At 67.7% G+C, this 20437-nt stretch carries 21 protein-coding genes; 7 read left to right on the top strand and 14 right to left on the bottom strand.

Going from position 1 to position 20437, the window contains the following annotated elements:
- Positions 1–35: 35 nt before the first annotated feature.
- Positions 36–1370, bottom strand: a complete 1335-nt coding sequence (locus O6Y00_RS10565) for a chloride channel protein (RefSeq protein WP_353442546.1) — start codon at positions 1368–1370, stop codon at positions 36–38.
- Between the two features lie 141 nt (positions 1371–1511).
- Here O6Y00_RS10565 and O6Y00_RS10560 point away from each other — a divergent pair, with 141 nt between their 5' ends.
- Together O6Y00_RS10560 and O6Y00_RS10555 are read left to right on the top strand one after the other, a co-directional pair.
- Positions 1512–2285: an SDR family NAD(P)-dependent oxidoreductase gene (locus O6Y00_RS10560; protein ID WP_353442545.1), complete on the top strand. Its 774-nt coding sequence runs from the start codon at positions 1512–1514 to the stop codon at positions 2283–2285.
- Positions 2282–3178 carry a glycosidase gene (locus O6Y00_RS10555; protein WP_353442544.1) on the top strand — a complete coding sequence of 299 codons (897 nt, stop codon included), beginning with the start codon at positions 2282–2284 and terminating at the stop codon, positions 3176–3178. Before O6Y00_RS10560 ends, O6Y00_RS10555 begins: the two co-directional genes overlap by 4 nt.
- 25 nt (positions 3179–3203) lie before the next feature.
- On the opposite strand, the gene O6Y00_RS10550 is transcribed toward O6Y00_RS10555, so the two are convergent.
- From O6Y00_RS10550 to O6Y00_RS10540, 3 genes are read right to left on the bottom strand one after another with little or no spacing between them, the layout of a single operon-like run.
- Entirely contained in the window at positions 3204–3764 is a 561-nt protein-coding gene (locus O6Y00_RS10550; RefSeq protein ID WP_353442543.1) for a YkgJ family cysteine cluster protein, read from the bottom strand.
- Between the two features lie 57 nt (positions 3765–3821).
- Positions 3822–4142, bottom strand: coding sequence for a hypothetical protein (locus tag O6Y00_RS10545; RefSeq protein WP_353442542.1), 321 nt, complete (start codon positions 4140–4142; stop codon positions 3822–3824).
- 40 nt (positions 4143–4182) lie between these two features.
- A complete protein-coding gene (locus O6Y00_RS10540; protein ID WP_353442541.1) occupies positions 4183–4623 on the bottom strand; it encodes a DUF3617 domain-containing protein in 441 nt (146 codons plus the stop codon).
- A gap of 164 nt (positions 4624–4787) precedes the next feature.
- Between O6Y00_RS10540 and O6Y00_RS10535 the strand changes: the two genes are divergently transcribed.
- Both O6Y00_RS10535 and O6Y00_RS10530 read left to right on the top strand, forming a co-directional pair.
- The gene (locus O6Y00_RS10535; RefSeq protein WP_353442540.1) at positions 4788–5099 is read left to right on the top strand and encodes a hypothetical protein; all 312 of its coding nucleotides are present in this window, start codon (positions 4788–4790) and stop codon (positions 5097–5099) included.
- 68 nt (positions 5100–5167) lie between these two features.
- On the top strand, positions 5168–5398 hold the full coding sequence (locus O6Y00_RS10530) for a hypothetical protein (RefSeq protein ID WP_353442539.1): 231 nt from the start codon (positions 5168–5170) through the stop codon (positions 5396–5398).
- Between the two features lie 3 nt (positions 5399–5401).
- Here the strand turns inward: O6Y00_RS10530 and O6Y00_RS10525 are convergent, their stop codons facing one another.
- The 7 genes from O6Y00_RS10525 to O6Y00_RS10495 all read right to left on the bottom strand — a co-directional run bounded on the left by O6Y00_RS10525 (position 5402) and on the right by O6Y00_RS10495 (position 12408).
- Positions 5402–7780, bottom strand: a complete 2379-nt coding sequence (locus O6Y00_RS10525; protein ID WP_353442538.1) for a TonB-dependent receptor — start codon at positions 7778–7780, stop codon at positions 5402–5404.
- Entirely contained in the window at positions 7683–8660 is a 978-nt protein-coding gene (locus O6Y00_RS10520; RefSeq protein ID WP_353442537.1) for a FecR family protein, read from the bottom strand. Before O6Y00_RS10520 ends, O6Y00_RS10525 begins: the two co-directional genes overlap by 98 nt.
- 81 nt (positions 8661–8741) lie before the next feature.
- Positions 8742–9290 (bottom strand): RNA polymerase sigma factor, encoded by a 549-nt coding sequence (locus O6Y00_RS10515; protein WP_353442536.1) that lies wholly within the window; start codon positions 9288–9290, stop codon positions 8742–8744.
- A gap of 61 nt (positions 9291–9351) precedes the next feature.
- Positions 9352–10131, bottom strand: a complete 780-nt coding sequence (locus O6Y00_RS10510) for a COG4705 family protein (protein ID WP_353442535.1) — start codon at positions 10129–10131, stop codon at positions 9352–9354.
- Positions 10128–10409: a hypothetical protein gene (locus tag O6Y00_RS10505; RefSeq protein ID WP_353442534.1), complete on the bottom strand. Its 282-nt coding sequence runs from the start codon at positions 10407–10409 to the stop codon at positions 10128–10130. The genes O6Y00_RS10510 and O6Y00_RS10505 overlap by 4 nt, the downstream gene beginning before the upstream one ends.
- Positions 10406–11581 (bottom strand): glycosyltransferase, encoded by a 1176-nt coding sequence (locus O6Y00_RS10500; RefSeq protein WP_353442533.1) that lies wholly within the window; start codon positions 11579–11581, stop codon positions 10406–10408. The genes O6Y00_RS10505 and O6Y00_RS10500 overlap by 4 nt, the downstream gene beginning before the upstream one ends.
- The gene (locus O6Y00_RS10495; protein ID WP_353442532.1) at positions 11578–12408 is read right to left on the bottom strand and encodes a polysaccharide deacetylase family protein; all 831 of its coding nucleotides are present in this window, start codon (positions 12406–12408) and stop codon (positions 11578–11580) included. Before O6Y00_RS10495 ends, O6Y00_RS10500 begins: the two co-directional genes overlap by 4 nt.
- 259 nt (positions 12409–12667) lie before the next feature.
- On the opposite strand from O6Y00_RS10495, the gene O6Y00_RS10490 reads away from it, so the two are divergent.
- From O6Y00_RS10490 to O6Y00_RS10480, 3 genes are all read left to right on the top strand, one after another.
- Complete coding sequence (locus O6Y00_RS10490) at positions 12668–13603, top strand: hypothetical protein (RefSeq protein WP_353442531.1); 936 nt, start codon at positions 12668–12670, stop codon at positions 13601–13603.
- On the top strand, positions 13600–14118 hold the full coding sequence (locus O6Y00_RS10485) for a DUF2141 domain-containing protein (protein WP_353442530.1): 519 nt from the start codon (positions 13600–13602) through the stop codon (positions 14116–14118). Before O6Y00_RS10490 ends, O6Y00_RS10485 begins: the two co-directional genes overlap by 4 nt.
- A gap of 173 nt (positions 14119–14291) precedes the next feature.
- Positions 14292–15236, top strand: a complete 945-nt coding sequence (locus tag O6Y00_RS10480; RefSeq protein WP_353442529.1) for an endonuclease/exonuclease/phosphatase family protein — start codon at positions 14292–14294, stop codon at positions 15234–15236.
- 172 nt (positions 15237–15408) lie between these two features.
- Here the strand turns inward: O6Y00_RS10480 and O6Y00_RS10475 are convergent, their stop codons facing one another.
- The 3 genes from O6Y00_RS10475 to O6Y00_RS10465 form a co-directional block, all read right to left on the bottom strand.
- The gene (locus O6Y00_RS10475; protein ID WP_353442528.1) at positions 15409–18075 is read right to left on the bottom strand and encodes a glycoside hydrolase family 2 TIM barrel-domain containing protein; all 2667 of its coding nucleotides are present in this window, start codon (positions 18073–18075) and stop codon (positions 15409–15411) included.
- Positions 18076–18436: 361 nt separating this feature from the next.
- Positions 18437–19330: a glutathione-dependent disulfide-bond oxidoreductase gene (yghU, locus tag O6Y00_RS10470; protein ID WP_353442526.1), complete on the bottom strand. Its 894-nt coding sequence runs from the start codon at positions 19328–19330 to the stop codon at positions 18437–18439.
- 130 nt (positions 19331–19460) lie between these two features.
- Complete coding sequence (locus O6Y00_RS10465; protein ID WP_353442525.1) at positions 19461–20363, bottom strand: SDR family oxidoreductase; 903 nt, start codon at positions 20361–20363, stop codon at positions 19461–19463.
- Between the last annotated feature and the right edge of the window lie 74 nt (positions 20364–20437).

Below are 20437 nucleotides of genomic sequence, written 5' to 3'. Positions count from 1 at the left end.
ATCGTTGCGGCAAGGGCGCGGTCGCCCCGCCTTCGTCACTTTGCGGGACGAGCGTCCGTTATGGCGAATGTCTTCGACAGGCCGTGATACAGCTTGTCGCGGCACACCCACTGACTTGCAGCGTCGGCGATAAAGGCGGTCGCGAACATCGGCAGCATGAGGCCCCGGCTGGCCGTGGTTTCCGACAGGATGATCACCGCGGTCAGCGGCGCTCGGACGACGCCGGCAAAATAGGCGACCATGCCGAGGATCACGATCGCGCTGGCCGGTTCGCCGGGGAAGACCTCCCTGAGCAGGTTGCCGACCCCTGCGCCGACCGCGAGCGACGGGGCGAAGATGCCGCCCGGTAGCCCGGCGATGGCGGTCGCCGCGGTCGCGATGAGCTTGGCGGGTCCGAACCACAGCGGCGCGTCGATGCCGACGATCATCGCGCGGGCGGCCGAATAGCCGGTTCCCCAGGTGAGCCCGGTGCCAACGCCCAAAACGGCGACCACGCTGCCGCAGATGCCGGCGAACTTCACCGGATTGGTGCGCGACCAGCGCGTCACGCGGTTGCCTCCCACCGCCATCGTCAAAATGGCTCGCGAAAAGACGCCGCCGGCCATACCGCCTGCGATCCCTGCGATCGGCACGACGAGCAGCGCGGAGACGAGCGGCATGTGCGCGCCGATCGCACCGAAATACACGTAATCGCCCTGCACCGACTGCGCGACCATGCCGGCAATGACGATCGCGGCCAGCACCAGCAACGTCACGCGCTGCTCATAGGCGGAGGCGAGTTCCTCGATCGCGAACAACAGCCCGGCGAGCGGGGTGTTGAAGGCCGCGGCGACGCCGGCCGCGCCACCGGCGATCACGACACCGCCACGCAGGGGAACGCGCACGATCCTGTGCGTGGCGCCCATGATCGCCGCGGCGAGCTGCACGGTCGGACCTTCGCGACCGACCGATGCGCCGCCGAGAACTGCGCCGACCGTCAGCACGGCCTTGGCGGCGACGGTCCGAACCGAGATCAGCGTCTTGGTCGCCTCGTTCGGGTTCGCCTGCGCGGCGATGACCTGCGGAATACCCGAGCCGCGCGCCAGCGGAGCATAGCGGCGCGTGATCCAGACCAGTGCCATGAAGGTCAGCGGCGTGGTCGCGAGCGGCAGCCAATGCCAGGTCCGGGCGTAGTGGCTGAAGACCCCTGCCGCCCAGTCGGACACTTCGGCGAACAGCGTGGCGACGATGCCGACCAGGATCGCTCCGATCAGGATCGCGCCGCGGGTCCGGAACTGGACCGACCGCGGTCCACGCGCGCGCAGCAAGGCGCGGTAGCGCGACGGCGTCCAGCGCTTTGCCGGCATGAGGCGATCGAATAGGCCAGCCATGATGCGGCTTTAAGGCGATTGACGCGGAGCGTCACCCCCATCGTCTCCGGAGCGTCCAGGAACTTGAACCCATGCTCGACCATGTCGCGCAGATGGCAGCGAATTCATGAAACTCCGCCTCGCCCGGCATGTTGAGGTGCCATGACCCTGTTCGACAACAAGATCGCCATCGTCACCGGCGGTGAATCCGGCATCGGTGCTGCCTGCGCCAAGGCGTTGGGCGACGCCGGTGCGCGCGTCGTGATCACCTATTTCAAGGACGCGGCGGCTGCGCGGGCGGTCTGCGCATCGATCGGCGGCGAGGATCGCGCGATTGCGGTGCAGGCCGATGTCGGCGACGAAGCCGCGGTCGAGCGGTTGTTCACGCAGGCCGAAAAGGCGTTCGGCACGGTCAGCCTGCTGGTGAACTCGGCGGGGCTCAATATGAGCGGGGTCATGCTGGTCGATATGGAGCTCGCCCAGTTCGATCGGGTGATCCGCTCGGATCTCTATGGGCCGTTCCTCACGTGTCGGCGGCTGGTGCGCGCGCTCGAGGCGAAGAACGCCAGGGGACGGATCGTCAACATTTCGTCGATCCACGAACGCGCACCGCGCCCTGGCGGCGTGGACTACGACTCCGCAAAGGGGGGCCTTTCGCAGTTGACCGCGACGCTGGCGCTCGAGCTGGCGCCGAAGGGGATCGCGGTGAACGGTGTAGCGCCGGGGATGATCCTGACGCCGATGAACCAGTCCGCGCTCGATCACCCCGACGAGTTGGCGGCCAAGCAAGCGGCGATCCCGTGGAAGCGCGCGGGCCGCCCCGACGAGGTCGCGGCACTCGTCACGTTCCTGCTATCGCCGACGGCGGACTATATCACCGGCACCACCGTGACGATCGATGGTGCGCTGTCGCTGACGGTGGCGCAGGGCGCGTGACGATCGCCTACGTCGTCGAGCAACTCGACACCGTCACGATTTCTGCCGGCTCCGTGATCGACGAGATGGACCTGATGAGTCCGTTCGTCTGGCAGGAGGGCGATCTCTACCGCATCATGATCCGCGGTGTGCCGCATCCGTTGGGTCCGCACGATCCGACCGGGATCATCGCGCGTGGGGAGAGCCGAGACGGGCTGGCGTTCACGATGGACCCGGGCTTGGCGATCACGCCGGGACCGGGCAGCGAAGACATGGGCGGGTGCGAGGATCCGACCGTGCTGCTCAGCGGGCGGGAGTATCTCGTCTATTATACCGGCGTCGATATAGCACGCTCGCAGGGGTGCATGATCCTGGCGGCGGGGCCCGACCTGACCGCGCTCGTCAAGGAAGATCTGGTGCTGAAGGCGCCGCCCGGCGAAGGCAACATCAAGGAAGCCACGCTGGCGCGGACCGCGGCAGGCGACTGGCGGCTCTTCTATGAATATGCCGCGCAGGGTGCGTCGCGGATCGGCATCGCCGGCGGACCGACGGCGAAGGGTCCCTGGACCGTGCTCCCCGACCCGTTCGGCATTCGCGAGGACAGCTGGGACAATTGGCATCTGTCGACCGGGCCGATCTGGCAGGTGGACGGGCAGGATCCGGTGATGTTCTACAATGGCGCGACGCACGATGCGCGCTGGCGGATCGGCTGGATCAGCTTCAGCCGGGATTTCGCGCAAGTGACAGGCCGTGGCCTCGAGCCGTTGCTCGTGCCACCGCCTGCGCTCAGTCGCGAGGCAACCGACATCGCGTTTGCGGCCTCGACCGTGTCAGAAGGCGACCAAATTGCGCTATATTATTCGCTGGAAGACCGGATGCTGCGGAGGGCGCTGATCGGTCGATACAGTCGATAACGTGGCACCTGCACCGCAGGATCGCTCAGCCGCCGGATGCGAAGACAGCGTAACGCGCACGCCAGGCATTCACTTCGTCCTGTAGATGCGCGGGCGCGGCGGTGCCCGACAGCACCAGACGCGCGACATCGTCTTCGGGATGCAGCAACATCTTCCTCGATCCGTCGCTGAACCAGACCGGAACGAGCTGATCGCACAGGCTGTCGAGTACCGTCGCCGCCATCCCGTTCGCTATCGCCTCGCTGCCGGGCAGTGCTCGGACGTTGATCGACACCGCTTCGAAACAGTTCTGCGGTGCCTGAACGAAATTGACCGACACGAGCAGACCCGATCGATCCGGTCGAGCGTCATCAGGCATTTTCGCAACGCGCCGCCATGCGCAGAACCAGGTCCGGCAGATGCGGGGGCGGACGTCATGGATCCGGCATCCCCCTGCTGACAGGTTGACGCAGGGCGTTCCCGCCGGTTTCTTGAACGCCGGCGTATCGACCGTGAGGACGGTACAACACGCCGTACACTCGCCGCACGCCCGCCCGGGGAGCACGGGTCCCAGCAGGAGGGTTTCGACGTCGGTATCGGTGTGCATTCCGTCAGGTGCTTCTACATCGCCGGGAGAACAGGGGCACGGCATGGTCTCAAGCGTTCAATGGCCGTCGGAGTCGACCGTGAAGACCATCGGCTTGCCACGCGACAGCGGTTCCCATCCCGCACCCAACGCCGCACGCACGCCGCGCGACACGGTTGCGTCGTCGAGCTGCAGGCGGCCGCGTTGCAGACCTTTCAACAGGCGCTTTGGTGGTGGAAATTCGAGCAGCGCCTCGCGCTGGGCGTCCTGCTGCAGCAGCGAAATCGTCATGCCCTTCCAGCCATCGGCATCGGACCATTGCGGCTCGCGCTGGAGGTGCCAGTCATATTTGACGCCATCGATTTCGACGGTGCCGGTAGTGCTTCGAGAGTTCGACATGCGGCGGCCTTAGCATGCCGCCGAGCAGGACGAACCTCCCTTAATCGCCGACGCGGGTCGCTCGCTGGTTCAGCACGATCCGCATCGCTCCCTTCGGCGAGGTCCCCACCACCGTCGCATTGCCGGCGAACCCCGTCCGATCGAACGTGCCGGCTCGAGAGATGTGGAGTGGCTCGCCGCGCTTTTGCGGACAGGTCAGCGCTTGCGAATAGTGACCGTTGGCGATCTGCTGGCTGTCCACCCGACATTGCGCTTTCGGGTCGGGTGCCAACAGCGCTTCGATACCCTGCCCCGGCGTCACGCGCTTGTGCTCGGCCTTGGACTTGCCGCGCATCATGCGGACCATGAAGCCCGGCACGCCGGGAACCGAGAGTTCGGCCACGGTCGACGTGACGTCCCAACGGCCGGGCGCGATCGGCAAAGCGCTCGCGGTTGCGACCGACGATGCCAGGATGAGGGTGAACGCAGGGTATGTGGACATGCTTTTTGCTTACGATTGCTAAGCCTTGGAGGAAATAGCTATGACGATCTGACTATTGCCGCATACCATCGTTTTATCGGGAACGACCGACGGAGCATGGGATTGCAACCACCCAGCCCACCGGCGCGAACCCGACATGCGCCGAGGCAGGAACGGAGAGTGCGATGAGTAACGCCTACGACAAGCAGAAGCGGCTCCATTACGATGTCACCAACGTCGGGTTGCGCGCCCAGGCCACCGCGGTTGGCCTGATCCAGCTGTGTATCGAACTGCGCGACGCGAACATACTGAGCGAGGACGCGATCACGCGGATCAAGAGCACGATCGGCGATGAGCTCGCGGTCGGTCCGTACCGCCGGATCGCGTCGCGCGAGCAACGCAGCGAAATCGATGCGAGGCTCAACCGTCTCTTCACTGGCGAGCAGAAACTGGGGTCAGCTGATTCGCTGTCGTTCGTGACCACCCCCGAAGACTAGGCGTGCCATCGCCGGCCCCTCCCCGGGGTCGGCGCGTTGCGGCGGATCGTGCCGGTTGCGGACGGACATTGGCGATTGCCGCGCTGGTTGTCCTCGCGCCGACAGCGTGGCCATCGCCCGCTACGGCCGTCCCGAAAGGCCGGGCCAATGCCAGCGATGTCGGTCGCGACCTTCTCGGCGGCGCGGCACTCGGCGGCGCAAGCGGGTTGCTGCTGACGGCGCGCCACGACGACCGCGTCCGCCTCGTGCGCTGGGCAGGACCGGGTGGCGGCGGCATCGACGTCGCGGTGAGATGCTGAACCTCAAAAGTCGATCGCGAGCCTCAGCGTGGCGGTTCTCGGCCGGATCGGCACGGTCTGGGTCCCGGCGGCGAGGGTGAACGGATTGCCGAAGCCGAAGCTGTTGCCACGACCGTCGAGGACGTTGGCGATATCGAGCGACCACCGCGCCACGCCCTTGGTGACCGCCACGCCGGCGTCGAGCGTCGCGTAATCGCCCGCGGGTCGATCGAGCAACGGGTCGAAGCTCAACCGCGTCCTTCCGGTGTAGCGTGCGGTGGCATAGATCGTCGTCGGCAGACCGAACGCGTCGACGCTTCTCGACGCGGTCAGCCGCGCCGATATGTCCGGCACGACCGGGAGGCGGCGATCGTCGCGATCCAGCCCCGCGGTCGCCGAGGACGATGTCAGCCGTGCGCGTTGCAGCGTGGTGCCGAAATCCAGCGCCGCCGACGCCACGGTCAGATGCCCGCCGACTTCGATCCCGTAATTGACCGCATTGCCCGCGTCGACCGTGCCGAGCAGTCCGTCGGGGCCTACCGTGTCGCTGCGCAGATGCTCCCAGGTCGATCCGAACACCGCGCCGTGGAGGCTCAGGCGGTTCTGCAGCAAGCCGACGCGCCAGCCGAGTTCGAGGCTCTGCAGTTCATCGCCCGGAATGCGCCGATCGGTGGGATCGGCAGTTCGGCTGATCCCGGCCGGGCGGACCGCGCTCGCATAGCGTAGCCAGATCAGCCCGAGTCCGTCACGGTGCCAACTGAGCGTACCGCTTGGCGTGACGCCCAGCCGATTGGCATTCTCGCGTTCGCGCGCCGGTCCGCGTTGCTCGAGATGGCTGATCGTCGAGAAGCCGCGCAGTCCGAGCTTGAAATCGAGTGCGTTGCTCAATCTCTGCGTACCCTCGGCGAACACCGCGATGTCGGTCACGTCCTCTTCGTCGCGGCGCGCGGCGATCGTCGTGCCGCCCGCCGGTCCGCCAACCGTACCGGCCATGAACCGGCCATCGAGCCGGCTGGTCGAGTGCAGGATGGTCGCGCCCAGTATCCAGGGATGACGCGCGGTGGGATCGCTGATCCGGACTTCTTGCGACAGCAGCTTGGCCGTCCGGTCCTCGACATAGGCGAGCGGCGCTGGCGCGCCGAGCGACGGTGCCAGCGCGCTGGCGTCGTAGGTGCTGCCGAACTCCTGATCGACATAGGCGGTGGTCGCCTGCGCGTCGAGCTTGCCGATCGGCCCCCTGATGGTCAGCGTCCCGGCGGTGAAATCATTGTCCTGTGGTTCGGCGATACGGGTCGCGCGGGACAGGCCGCTGGTCGCATATTGACTGTCGCGTGCGTCGATCCGCTGCGCGACGCCGCTGAGGGTCGCGGCCCAGCCACCACCGATCGCCCAGCGCAGTGCGGCGCGACCGCCGATCCGTCGGGTTCGATTGACGTCGCGGCGATCGCGGCCGGTGTCGTCGATCCAGCCCGGCATCGTCTCGCTCCACGCCGACGCCCGCAGCGCGAGCGTCCCCGCCACGATCGGCAGGTTGAGAACGCCTTCGACGGCGCCGCCCAGCGCACCATTGGTGATCCCGGTGCCCTCGATCGCGGCGCTGCCGCCCAAATGGTCGAGATCGGGCGCGACCGTGACGATTCGCACAACGCCGCCGAGCGCGCCGGTGCCGTAGAGCGTGCCCTGCGGCCCGCGCAACACTTCGATCCGGTCGACATCGACGAAGCGGAGATCGGGATCGGGCGACGCATAGCCAATCCGCGCGTCGTCGAGATACAGGCTGACAAGCGACTGGCTGGTGCCGTTGAACGCGCTGTCGGCGACGCCGCGCAGGAAGATACGGTCTCGGCCCGGACCGAGATTGGTGGAGAAGGCGCTGTCGGTGCTCGCCATGACATCGACCAGCCCACGCCGGCCGGCAAGCCTGTCGAGCACCGTGCCGCCGGCGATGCTGATCGATGCGGGCAGGTCGGACAGGCGTTCGTCGCGTTTGCTGGCGATGACGACGATGTCGCCGGTTGCAAGCGCAGGCGAGGGCGAAGCCGTGCGGCGCGCTACGCGCGCCGGGACGGTCGGCTCGATCCGCCAGGTCCGCGCATCGATCCGGACGGCATGCAGGCGACTACCCGACAATATTCGTCGCAAAGCCTGCGCGACATCGTCGGCGTGATCGATCCTGCGGACACGGAGATCGGGCAACGCACCTGCCATGCCGATCGAGATACCAGTCTGGCGCGCCAGCGCGTCAAGCGCACTTCGCAGCGTCCCCGCCGGGATCGTTATCGTCTGGCCGGCGGGTGCCGATCGATCAGCGTGGGCCGGTGCCGCCCAGATGCACGACGCCATCGAGGCGACGAACGCGTATCGGCAGCACCGCGCGAAGCTGATCGACGAGCCGCGATCCATCACCAATCGTCAATACCCCGGAAAAGCGCACGTTCGCCGCGGATGGGTCGACCACCAACGGGGCGTCCGCATACCGCGAGATGTCGGCGGCAACCAGTGCCAACGGCGCACCGTCATACTCGAGTCGACCATCGGTCCAGTCGGCAACCCGGCCGGGATCGATCTTGCGGCGTTGGGCGATTCGCTTGTCAGGAACGATGTCCAGCCCCTGCCCGGCCTTCAGCACCGTTGCGTCGGTCGTCGCGCCACCGGTCGGCGTTACGCTGACCATGCCCTGTGCGACCGTGATCGCGACGCGCCCGCGCGCGCTGACGACATCGAACCGGGTGCCGAGATCGCGTATGTCGTAGCCGCCCGCCCGAACCATCAGCACGCGCGACGGATCATGGCGGACCGCGAAGCTCGCGGCGCCCTGAGCGATCTCGATCACCGGCGCGTGTCCTCCAGACACCGAGACGTGCGATCCGCGGTCGATCTGCATCCGGCTGCCATCGGCGAGCGTCACCGAGCGGGTCTCGCCGCGCCCGGTGACGTATACCTGCGCTGCAGAATCGGTGGACGGCGCGACGACCATGATGGCAAGCCCGGCCGCCACCGCGCCGCTGATCCCGAGGCCAGCCCAGCGCCACCGCGTGCCAGGCTGTCGTTCGACCGCCGAGACATCGAAGTCTTCGTGATCGTCGTTCGCGGGAAGCAGGTTCGCGATCGCCGGTGCGGCGTCACCGATCTCGGCATCGAGCAGCGCGATCGCGTCGTAGGCCTGGCGATGCGACGCATCCGCGTCGAGCCATGCGCCGAACGCGTCCCATGCCATGTCGGGCGAGTCGAGTTGCGCGTGCCAGGCGGCAGCGGCATCGATGGTCGTGCGTGCGTGCGTCATGATGCCCTCCCATCCGGCGGATGCCCCCCACCTGCTTGATAGACGCCACCGCCGATGGCGAACCGCAGTGCCGAAATGCGATCAATCATCGAGCGCCTTTCGAAGATGCTTCAAAGCGACTGCGATGTGCTTTTCCACTGCGCTGCGGCTGATACCGAGCTCCGCGGCGATCTCGGCGTGCGACGCACCATCGATCCGGTGGCGCCGAAAGACCCGCATCGCCCCTTCGGGCGGACCGGCCAGTATGGCGGCAAGTCGCGCGATCCGTTCGCGGCCAGCGACCGCGTCGAACGCGGAGGGGGAATCGTCGATCGCCTCGACACCCATGACCGCGGTCGTCGTCTCGACATAGCCGGCGTCACGCCGTTCGCGACGCCCACGGGCACGAACCCGGTCGAGCACGATGTTCATGCCGATCCGGTGCAGATAGGCGAGTGGGTTCGCGATCGGCCCCGCCGTCTGGCCGGCCGAGGGTTGCGCGATATGCAGCCAGATATCCTGGACGACATCTTCGGCTTCCGCAGCGCTTCCCGTCCGCCCGGTGAAGAACCGGACGAGCTGAGCGCGGTGTGCCGCGAGCACCGCCGACAGGCCGGCGGGAGGGGTCGGATCGGCGTCGGCTACGGTCACTGCTCCAAGGTCGGTCGCCGCGTATCCGATGCGGCGGTCCTACCCTAGTACCTCGTCACGATCAGGTCCCGCGCGAAATCGACGCGTTCGATCGGCCCGTCGGGTATAATGGCCATACGAGCACGAGCACGACGATCGCGGCGACCAGCACGCCGGAAGCATAGGGCCGGCTGAACGCGAAGCCGCCGCGATCGATCGGTTTGTCGAGCAGGTCGCCGACCGCCGCACCGAGCGGTCGCGTGAGGATGAACGCGCTCCAGAACAGCAGTACGCGGTCGGCCGTCGTCCGGAGATAGAGCGCGGCGATTACCGCCAGCATTACCCCGAACACGATCGCTGCTCCGCCATAGCCGAGCCCGCCGGTGTCGGCCGTCCAGTCCCCCAGCGCGGTTCCCAGCGTCTGCGAAAAGGTGATCGTGATCCAGTAGAACAGTTCGGCGCGCGGCTCGTGGACGGTCGCGACCGAGACCGAGCCCAGCATGCGATGCCACAGCCATAACGACGCGGCGACGCACGCGAACAGCAGCAGCGAACCGCCGGCATAACCGATCCCGAGCGAGCGGGTCGCGAAATCCGCGAGCGTCGTCCCCGCGGTGGTCGAGGCGATTATCGTCGCCCAGTACAGGAACGGGCGGTATCGCGTGGCGGCGATCTGGCGCCAGACCAGCAGGACCAGGATCGCGACGAAGATCGCGGTGGCGGCGAGGTAGCCGAGGTTCATCGACATACTCACCGTGTCGCCCGCCGTTTCGCCCAGCGTGGTGGCGAGGACCTTGATGATCCAGAAGATTAGCGTGACTGCCGGGACCTTCGCGAGCGCCTCGCGGTCGCCGACCGTCATGCCCTGCGCGCCGCCCGCATCGATACCATCCGGAAAAGCCCGACCATGGCAACCGCGACGACCAGCACCGCACAGGCCAGGATGGCGGCATAGAACATTGGGCAGGCCAGTGCCGACCGGTCCGCCGCACAGCCATCCACGATCCGCCCGTCGCCACTGAAGTCGCAGCCGTCGCGTCGCACCGGCACCGGCGCCGGCCCCGGCACCGACAGCGGCAGGGGCACGAGCGCTGTAGTGGCAACAATCTGGTCTGCAAAGGCGAGGCCGAGCGCGGTCATCGACATGATCCTTCTTTGCTTGCGGGGGTGCCCTGCGCGTACAGCGCGAGCAGGTCGTCGAAATGATGGTCCATCGTGCGGACCGGGCGTAGCTCGCGCCCCGCGGGTCCGGCGCGGGCGACCGCCAAGATCGCGTCGGCTGCGGCCTGTGCGTCGCCCGATTGGTACACGACCCCGCCGCCGGACCGCGCCAGATCCGCCGCCCCGCCGCGATCGGGGGCGATCAGCGGCAAGCCCGACGCCAGCGCCTCGGCGGCGACGAAACAGAAGGTCTCGGCCTCGCAGCCGTGGATCAACGCGTCGGCGCTCGCCATCATCCGCGCCAGAGCGGGTCGATCGCTGGTCGGTTCGAGCAGCCGGACATGCGGGTTGCCGGCGATCGCGTCGATCACGGGGCGCTGCCGCGATCCGCCGCCGACGATCACCAGCCCGACGGGCGTGCGCGCCCCGGCGATGGTCGCCGCCTGCGCGACCATCGGCCAGCGCTTCTCGGGGGCGTGGCGTCCGACGCCGATCAACAGCAGCGCGTCCTCCGGCAATCCGCACAGGGCCAGCATCTCGCGCCGCACCGCCGCATCGCGGAGCGTCGGCGAAAACCGACCCGGCTCGACGCCCATCGGATCGGTCAGCACCTTTTGCAGTCCGCCGTCGCGCAGTCGTCCGGTCAGGCTGGCGCTCGCGCTGACCACCATGTCGAAGCGTCGATCGAGCCGGCGCAGATGCCGCCAATACCAGTCGAACGCGCGATCGACCGTCTGCGTCGAGGCGACACCCTCGAACCAGCGATAGGCATAGGCCGAGAGCGGATCGGCGTGCGCGATCAGCGACAGCCGCGCCCGCGCCCGCCGTTCGCTGCGCCAGTCGGCGACGATCGATGCGCTGCGCCACGGCGACGAAACCTCGACCAGATCGGGATTCTCCTCGTCGAGGACGCGGTGCAACGCCGCCCGGTCGGCGAAATACCGATAGGACCGGTCGAGCGGAAATCGCGGCGACCGCACCCAGCGGATCGTCGCATTCGCGCCCCGGCGTTCCATCCCGTCCCGCTCGCCGGGGGCGACCACGACCATCTCGTGCCCGCGCGCGGCGAACGCGACGAGCTTGCGATCGACATAGGTCCGCACGCCGCCGCCGCCGGGCGTGTAGAAGGCGCAGACATCGACGATCTTCACGACATTACCCCCTCTGCCGGCACCAGATCGGCGTAGCGCGCGACCGTTCGACGCGCGGCCAGCGACCGGATGGTGCGATCGATACTGGTCATCAACGACTCCTTCGTGACGTCGCCGGGATGCACCGCCACCCGCAGCGTCGGCAGCCAGTCCGGCAGCGCCCGCGCAGCAGCGGCGACCGCCAGCGAGCTCGCGGTGCGTGCGGTCGACCGGCTCGCCCAGGTCACCACCGGCCCGCGCGCGACGACCGCGTCCGTCGCTGGCCGCCAGACCCGGAAATGATCTTCCGCCAACGCAAAGTCGCAGGCCTTCAGCGCCGCCATCGCACCGGCACCATAGAGCCAGGCTGGCGCGACGAAGCCCGCGACCGGACCGCCGATCGCGTCCTCGACCATATCGCGACCACGCCGCATCCGGTGCTCGGCCTCGTCCGCGCTCAACCCCAGGAACTCGCCCTCGCCCGCGGTCATGTAGCGCGCCTTCAGCCCTGCGGCAGCGGTTCGGTGGTCGCTCGTGTCGCGGTGGACCCAGCCGTGGAGGAACATCTCGACGCCCGCATCCGCCCATCGTCGCAACCGCCGGGCGAAGGCGGGCGCACGGTCGAGCGGCGCTGCGCCCCAATGATCGGGGACCACCAGCATGGCAAAGCGCGGACCGTCGAGAATGCCGCCGATCATGTCGGCAAGCCGTTCGATCGGATCCGCGAACATCGGCGAGACGTCGTGGATCGACACCACGAGGCGGCGTTCGGGGAGGCGGCGTTCGGCGGGGCGGCGTTCGGCGAGGCGCCGATCGCTTGCCAGGGGCTTCGACGCGGTCACCGTCATGTTATTCCGAGAGCGTGGCTGCATGCCCCGGAGACGGCACCGTTGCCGCTCGACCGCAGCCCGCCCGGAGCCCGCCCGCGAATTTTTCTGCGGCGCCTCACCCGAGGCGATCTTCGAAGGTTTTTTCGGGCGTGTCGTCGACCGCGGCTGCGGATGCCGTGATCGGGTGGCGTCCCAGAGCCATGACAGACCTCGGCTCCCCCGCCGCCACGGTATCGCCGTGCCCCGCAATCGAGACGTCGACCCGGAGCATATCCGCATGAGCGACGCGCTTCACCGCGGGGCCGACCGCACGATGCTGCCCGTACCGACGGTGCAACTGAAGCCGATCGCCGTGACCCGGGGGTTCGCGTCCCGCGCGCTCACGCCGTTGCTGTCGGCAGCGATCCTCATCGCGGCGCTGTGGCAATTGCGGCATCTCGACGTGCGCGCGGTGATCGGCATGGTCCCGCGATCGCCGCTGTTCTGGCTGTTGTTCGCGGCGGGCTATCTGGCGATGCCGGCCAGCGAATGGATCATCTACCGTCGCCTGTGGGACCTGCCGCCCCGCGGGTTCCTCGCGCTGCTGCGCAAGCGGATCAGCAACGAGATCGTCGCGGGCTATTCGGGCGAACTGTATTTCTACGCCTGGGCGCGCAAGCATGCGTCGCTGGTCGGCAGCCCGTTCGGGACGATCAAGGACGCATCGATCCTGTCCGCGGTCGTCGCCAACGCCTGTACGCTCGCGCTCGCGCTGGTCAGCTGGCCGTCTCTCGCGGCGCTGCATCTCGGCACGGATGCCAAGATGATGACTGTTTCGGCCGCGGCCATCGCCTTGCCGTCGATGATCGCGCTGGTGATGCGCAAGCGGCTGTTCACGCTGCCGCGGCCGGAACTAAGCCGGATCGCGGTGATCCATCTGCTGCGGATCGTCGCGACGACGATCCTGTCGGCGGCGTTGTGGGCGGTCGCGCTGCCGGCCGCCCCGCTTGCCTGGTGGCTGGTGCTCGCGACGCTGCGACTGCTCGTGTCGCGCCTGCCGCTGCTGCCCAACAAGGACATCGTGTTCGCGGGTCTGGTCGCCTTCACCGTCGGCACCGCGTTCCACATGGCCGCACTGCTTACCATGATCGCCGCGCTCTGGCTGGTCACGCACCTGCTGCTCGGGGCCGTCCTGACCGCCGTCGAACTCGTCAACCCGGAGCCCGTGCAGTGATCCTTCTTACCGTCGCGCTGCTCGCCGCTACCCCGTCGGCAACCTTGGCCTCGACCCCTGCGCTCGGCACCGAAGCGGCGCGGTGCCGCCCGCATGAACCCGGCCCGGCGATCCTCGTGACGGTCGACGGGTTGAAAGATCGCGTCGGCAAGCTGCGCGCCGAAATCTATCCGGCGGTCGACGGCGAGTTCCTCGCCGACGACAATGTGCTGGTGGCGCAGGGCAAGACGTTCCGTCGGGCGGTGATAGCCGTTCCGCCCACGAGCCCCGTGCAACTGTGCCTCCGCGTGCCCGCTGCGGGGACCTATGCGCTCAGCGTGGTCCACGCGCGGAGCGGCGGCCACGGGTTCAGCCTGCTCCACGACGGCATCGGCTTTGCTAGCAACCCCAGGCTCGGCCATTCCAAGCCGGATGCGGATCAGGCGCGCGTCGTCGCGCACGCCGGTATCACGCCGACGACGGTGGTCATGAACTACCGCAGCGGACTGTTCTCGTTCGCGCCGATCAAACGCTGACCTTCGCAATTTCGACGGCCTCCGCGCGTCGCGGACGGCGATACCGCATATTGAAAACCTCGGAAAACAGGATCACCCCGATGTCGAGACACACCGCCCACGCCGTCGCCTGCCTAGCGGTCTTGGTCGGATCCGGATCGCCCGTCGCCGCCACGGCGACTGCCGTTCGCCCGGTGACAACCGTCTCGGTGATGACCTACAACGTCCACGGCCTGCCCTGGCCGGTCGCCGAGGATCGCGGCGCCTCGCTGTCGGCGATCGCCACGCAGCTGCGCGCGATGCGCAGCGCAGGGCGTCAACCCGGCATCGTCGCGTTGCAGGAAGCGTTCGTGCCCGACGCCAAGGCGATCGGCGCCGCGGCCGGTTACCGCTACGTCGCGTTCGGGGCGCCTTCCGACGACGCCGCCCCCGCCAAGACGTCCGGCGATCGTCAGTTCGTTGCGGCTGGCAGCATGCGCTACGGCGAAGGCGTCGGCAAACACGTCGGCAGCGGCCTGGCGATCTTTTCCGACTACCCGATCCTCGCCGTGCGCCGGGTGAGCTATCCGGTCTGCGCAGGCTATGACTGCCTCGCCAACAAGGGAGCGATGGCGGCGCTGATCGCGGTTCCCGGCGTCGCGGGACCGGTCACGGTCGTCGACACGCACCTGAACTCGAATGGCGCGACCGGCGTGTCGGAGCCGCGCGCACTCTACGCGTACAAGCGACAGATCGACGTGTTGAGCGATTTCGTCGGCGCGATGGCGCGGCAGGGCGGGACCATGCTCGTCGCGGGCGATTTCAACGTCGGTCGGGATGTCGAACGACGCGCCTATTTCGCACAGCACATGTTCGGTCGATCGCTGACGCTGACCGGTGGATCGCTCCAGTGCCGGACATCGCCCGCCTGCCGCGTGACGCAGCGCGCCGACATCGCGCTGTCGACCGGCCGTGCCAAGGACTGGTTGATGTACCATCCCGCAAGCACCGTCTCGGTCCGCCCGCTGAGCCTGAGCGCGCCGTTCGGCCATGACGGGGGCAATCCCATGCTGTCGGACCATGTCGGCGTCATGATCGACTATCAACTGGCCGGATCGGGACGTCGGCCGCTGCCATCGGCCGTCCTGACGCGCCGCTAAACGCGCACTCGTGGGACGCCTATGACGTCGCTGCGCGCAAGGCGCTGGATACCGGGCAACGGCGTCGCGGACCTTGCCCCGGTATCGTCGACCTTCGCCCGCCCGCGCGTCGCGACAACCGGACCGTCACCCCTGGTTGCCGCGACCAAGGCCCGCTTGCACGCGTCCATGGTCAGCGCGTGATCTCGATACCCGAGACGATCGCGTCGCCGCGGATCGGCGCGAACTGCAGGTCGAGCATGCCGCCGGTCACCTGCACGGCGATCCGGCGCGTGACGCTCTTCAGCGCGCCACCCGCGACCGCCGCGATATCGAGACCGGCGACCGCGCGCTTGCCGTTGGCGGTCACGTCGAATTGCCGCGCGCCCGCCGCCAACGACGGTTCGACGAAGCTCAGGTCGACGGTGTAGCGGCCATCGGCGAGCGGCACGCGGTAGCCGAACCGGCCTTCGCGATAGGTCTCGGCGACGATCCCCTCGGTGGTGCCTGCGACGACCTTCCTCTCGGGTCGCGGACCATAGCCCGACCAGGCGTTGATCTCGCCGAACGTGCCGCCGTCGAAGAACGCGTCGGAGCCGTAACGCTTGCCGGTGATCTCCGGGGCGACCAGCGCGCCGCTGTCGATCCGGATCGTGCGGGCGGCGTCGGCCGCCACGCGCCATTCGATCGCGTCCTCGACCGCGCCGGCCGGGAATACGCCCCGCGCGACGACGCGGTTGACGCCCGCCGCCAGCGCCACGTTCGGCCAGGCGCAGATCATTTCGGGACAAGCCGTCAGCGTACCGACGACGCGGCCGTTGACGAGCAGGTCGGTGCGCGGTGCGTTGCTGTAGACGCGGACATCGGCGGCCGGATACGCGCGGTCGACATAGCGGCGGCCGTTGACGTGGACGGTCGGCGTTGTGGTCCAGTTCGCCTTGTAGAAATACCAGGCGTCCTTGCGGATCGCGCGGTCGTAGGTCACCAGCCCCTTGGTGTTGACGTCGATCGCATCGCCTTCACGTCGCACGGTGGTGGCGAAGTCGAACGAGTTCCACAGCCATGTCGCGAACAGATACGGCTTGGCCGACAACGTCGCCCACGCCGTTTCGTGGATATAGCTTTCATACTCCTCGGGCTGGTTGCGACCGCGCTGGTCGACCTTGCCGCCGAGCGGATCGTCGGTGTGGATCGTGGTCGCGCCCCCCGCGCCATATTCGGTGACCGACAGCGGCTGGTTCGGTCGCTTGGCACGCAATGCGTCGAGATGTGGACCGAGATCGCCCGGGTTGCCGAAATACCAGCCATAATACCGGTTCGCGCCACTAAGCTCGGCCGCCGTCGCGGTGATCGGCACGTCGGATTTCGGCCCGAGATCCCGCTCGCAACAGGTGGCGAGCGCGGTCGCGCGCGAAGGATCCTCCGCTTTGGCAAACGCGTTCAGTTCGTGCAGCAGCGGCATCGGATCGGGCGCGATGCCGCTCTTGGCGGTGATGAAGGCGGGAATCGACGTGCCGAAATCGACTTCGTTGGCGATGCCCCAGTTGAAGACGGACGCGTGATTGCCATTCTGCCGGATCAGTTCGCGCAACTGCTGGCGGGCATCGTCGCGCAGCCCGGGCGAGGCGGACATCGCCTCGCCCTGCGTCCATTTCGACACCAGCGGGATTTCGTCCCACAGCACCATGCCGTAGCGATCGGCGAGATCGTGGATCACTTGCCCGTGCTGATAATGGGTGAGCCGGATGGTGTTCACGCCCATCTCGCGCATGATCGCGAAATCCTGCTCGATATCGGCGGGCGAGACCGCCCAGCCCTTGCCCTCGCGATCCTGATGATAGCCGACTCCGTGCAGCCGCAGCGGCTTGCCGTTGAGCAGGAAGCCACGCGTCGGATCGGCGCGCATCTCGCGGATGCCGAACGCCTGATCGACCCGGTCAAGCACCGCGCCCGACGGCGACGCGACCTCGACCACAAGACGGTGCAGATACGGATCGGCGACCCCGTTCCACAGATGCGGCGCGGTCACCGACAGCGTCTGCACGCTCTCGGATACGTCGTTCGCGCGCAGGCTGAGGCGGCGCGTCTCGGATGCGACCGTCTTGCCGGCCGCATCGATCAGGCTGACGACCGCGTTGACCGCTTGCGTCCTAGTGCCGTCGTTAGCGATCCGCACGCGGACATCGACCTTCGCGCCAGTCGCGTCGATCGACCTGGTCGTCGCGAAAATCCCGCTGCCGCCGGAATCGAGCATGTCGACATGCACCGCGTTCGTCGCGATCATGCTGACCGGACGATACAGCCCGCCATGCACGAAGAAATCGCCAGCGAGCGGCAGCACATCCGCCGTCGACGAGCCCGGCGCGGGCTGGGTGTTGTCGACCTTAACCAGCAGCGTGTTCGGCTGCCCGGGCCGCATCGCCTTGGTGGCATCGAGCCGGAACCGCGAGAAGCCGCCTTTGTGGTCGCCGATCTTCTGCCCGTTGAGCCAGACCTCGGCGGTGCGGCTGGCTGCGTCGAACTGGAGCCAGGCGCGCTTGCCGGTGAACGCCGCGGCGGGGGTGAAGGTCATGCGGTACCAGCCGACGCCTTGGTATTTGTCGACCGTCTCGGCGCGGTTCAGATGCGTCTGGGGATTGGGCACGTAATAACCGACCCGGTTCCAGGTGTGCGGCACGCTGACCACCTCCCAGGATCCGTCGGCCTGCGCAGCCTGTGCAGGATCGACCTCGCCGCCGCGCTTGAATTCCCACCCCTGGGCGAGCGAGACGACGGATCGGTCCGCGGATCGTTCGGTCTGCGCGATCGCCGGCGCGGCGATAACCGCGACGAACGCGGCTGCGGCATATCTCGTCTGCATAGCCCTCTCCCCTTTTTTTCCTTTGCAGACTTAAATCATCTCGCGCGTCCCCCGACCACCCTTTGATCGAGCGGTCCTATGCTCAGCGGAAGTTGAATACGGGTCGAAGGCCGTAATCGCGCCGGCGAATTCATCGCCGCTGCCGGACTTGCCCGCGAGCATCGAACGCCCGACGCGCGGCAATTGCGCGCGTGGCGCGACCCACGGGAGCGTGGCGGGCTCGCGCCCATCTTCCCCGATGCACCCGCACCAGCGAAAGAGGGCGCTCGATAGTGTCGCGCCAGCCGCTTCGACCGCGCTGCATGGCGTCGCCGCGCGGAGATTGACCCGCTGCAACGAACACCCGTCTTCTGGTATCACCTCACTCCGTCGTGCCGCCGGTGGCTGCCGCATCGAGCTTGTCCTGCGTCCGCGTGTCGAAGTCGCCGGCGTCGTGGCGTTCGGGGAGCTGGCTGGCAGGATCGCCCATCACCCGGTTGACCATCCGGCCACGTTGCACCGCCGGCCGCGCGGCGATCAGGTCGGTCCAGCGCGCGACGTTCTTGTAGTCGTCGACCTGAAGGAACTCGGCCGCGTCGTACACCAGCCCCTTCACGAGCGCGCCGTACCAGGGCCAGACGGCCATGTCGGCGATCGAATAGTCCGCGCCGCCGAGATATTCGCTTTCGCCGAGGCGGCGATCGAGGACGTCGAGCTGGCGCTTCACCTCCATCGCAAAACGATCGATCGCATATTCGATCTTCACCGGCGCATAGGCATAGAAATGCCCGAACCCGCCACCGAGCATCGGCCCCGCCCCCATCTGCCAGAACAGCCACGACAGCACTTCGGCGCGCTTGGCCGCATCGGTCGGCAGAAAGGCCCCGAATTTCTCGGCAAGATAAACCAGGATCGAACCGGACTCGAACACCCGGATCGGTTCAGGGCCACTATGATCGACGAGCGCGGGGATTTTCGAATTCGGATTGGCCTCGACGAAGCCGCTGCCGAACTGGTCGCCGTCCATTATCTTGATCAGCCACGCGTCGTACTCGGCACCGGTGTATCCGGCAGCGAGCAGTTCCTCGAGCATCACCGTCACCTTCACGCCGTTGGGCGTCGCCAGCGAATAGAGCTGGAGCGGGTGCTTTCCCACCGGCAGGTCCTTGTCGTGCGTGGCGCCGGCGATCGGACGGTTGATGCTGGCGAACCGACCCCCGCTCTCCTTGTTCCAGGTCCAGATCTTGGGGGGCGTGTACTCGGCGATCTCGGTCATTCGGGCTCTCCGCTACGGGTATTGCTTCCCGGCGAGGTGAGCCTTTGCCGGACGGGACGCAAGCGTGGAGTACAATTCGCGTTTAGCCGGTGACGCCTTTCAGTCGTCTGCCGGCGAGCTGTCGCGGTCGTCAGCCGATGCTGGACGCCGAATGGTCCATCGCGGCAAGATCGGTGAGGAGATCGGGGCCGGTCGGTTCCCACCCCAGCCGCGCGACCGTCCAGGCGTTCGAGGCGGTCATGTCCAGCGCTGCGAAGGGCGCCATCCAGCCGAAATAGCGCTCGACTTCGTCGGGCTGAATCGAGCGAACCGGCAGGCCGGTACCTTCTCGCAGCGCCTCGGCGATCGCGCGTGCCGTGACGCCCTCCTCGACCGACGCATGGTAGCGCGCGCCCGGCTCGCCCTTTTCCAAGGCCAGCACGTACAGTTTCGCGACGTCGCTGACGTGCGCCGCGGACCAGCGCGTCGCCCCGTCGCCAAGATATGCCAGCGCGCCGGCGCGGCGCGCCTCGGCGATCAGCGGCGTGATGAGCCCGGCCTTGGTGGTGTCGTGCACCTGCGGCAACCGGATGGTGCGCACGTCGATGCGCCGGGCGGTCAGCGCCGCGCCCGCGAGTTCGGTCGCGATGCGCGGATTGGCGTGGCGCGGGTTCAGCACGTCCTCGGTCGCCGGACCACCGTTCAGCGGCGTGCCGATGCCGACTCCCGACGTGATCAGCAGCGGTTTGTGCGTTCCCTCCAGCGCCGCGCCGATCGCCGCGATGTTGCGTTCGTCCTTCCTGGTATTTTCGAAGAACGTCTCGAAATTATGATCGAACGCGCAGTGGATCACCGCGTCGGCCGCCGCCGCGCCGCTGGCCAGCGTCTCGGGGTGTTCGAGGTCCCCGCGATGCACGTCGACGCCGGCCGCCTCGAGTAGCCGGGCGCCGACGTCCGAGCGGGTGAGGCCGATCACCCGGTGGCCGCGATCGAGCAGCTGTGGAATGACGTGCGAGCCGATAAACCCGGTCGCGCCGGTTAGAAACACACGCATATTACATCTCCTTCTTGCCGGAGAGGCATATCGCGCGCTGTCGGAAGCTGTTAAAGTAGTGACGTTATCATGGT

The sequence above is a fragment of the Sphingomonas faeni genome, from assembly GCF_040407565.1.
Classification (GTDB): domain Bacteria; phylum Pseudomonadota; class Alphaproteobacteria; order Sphingomonadales; family Sphingomonadaceae; genus Sphingomonas; species Sphingomonas faeni_F.
This window is presented reverse-complemented; position numbering and strand designations above follow the sequence as displayed.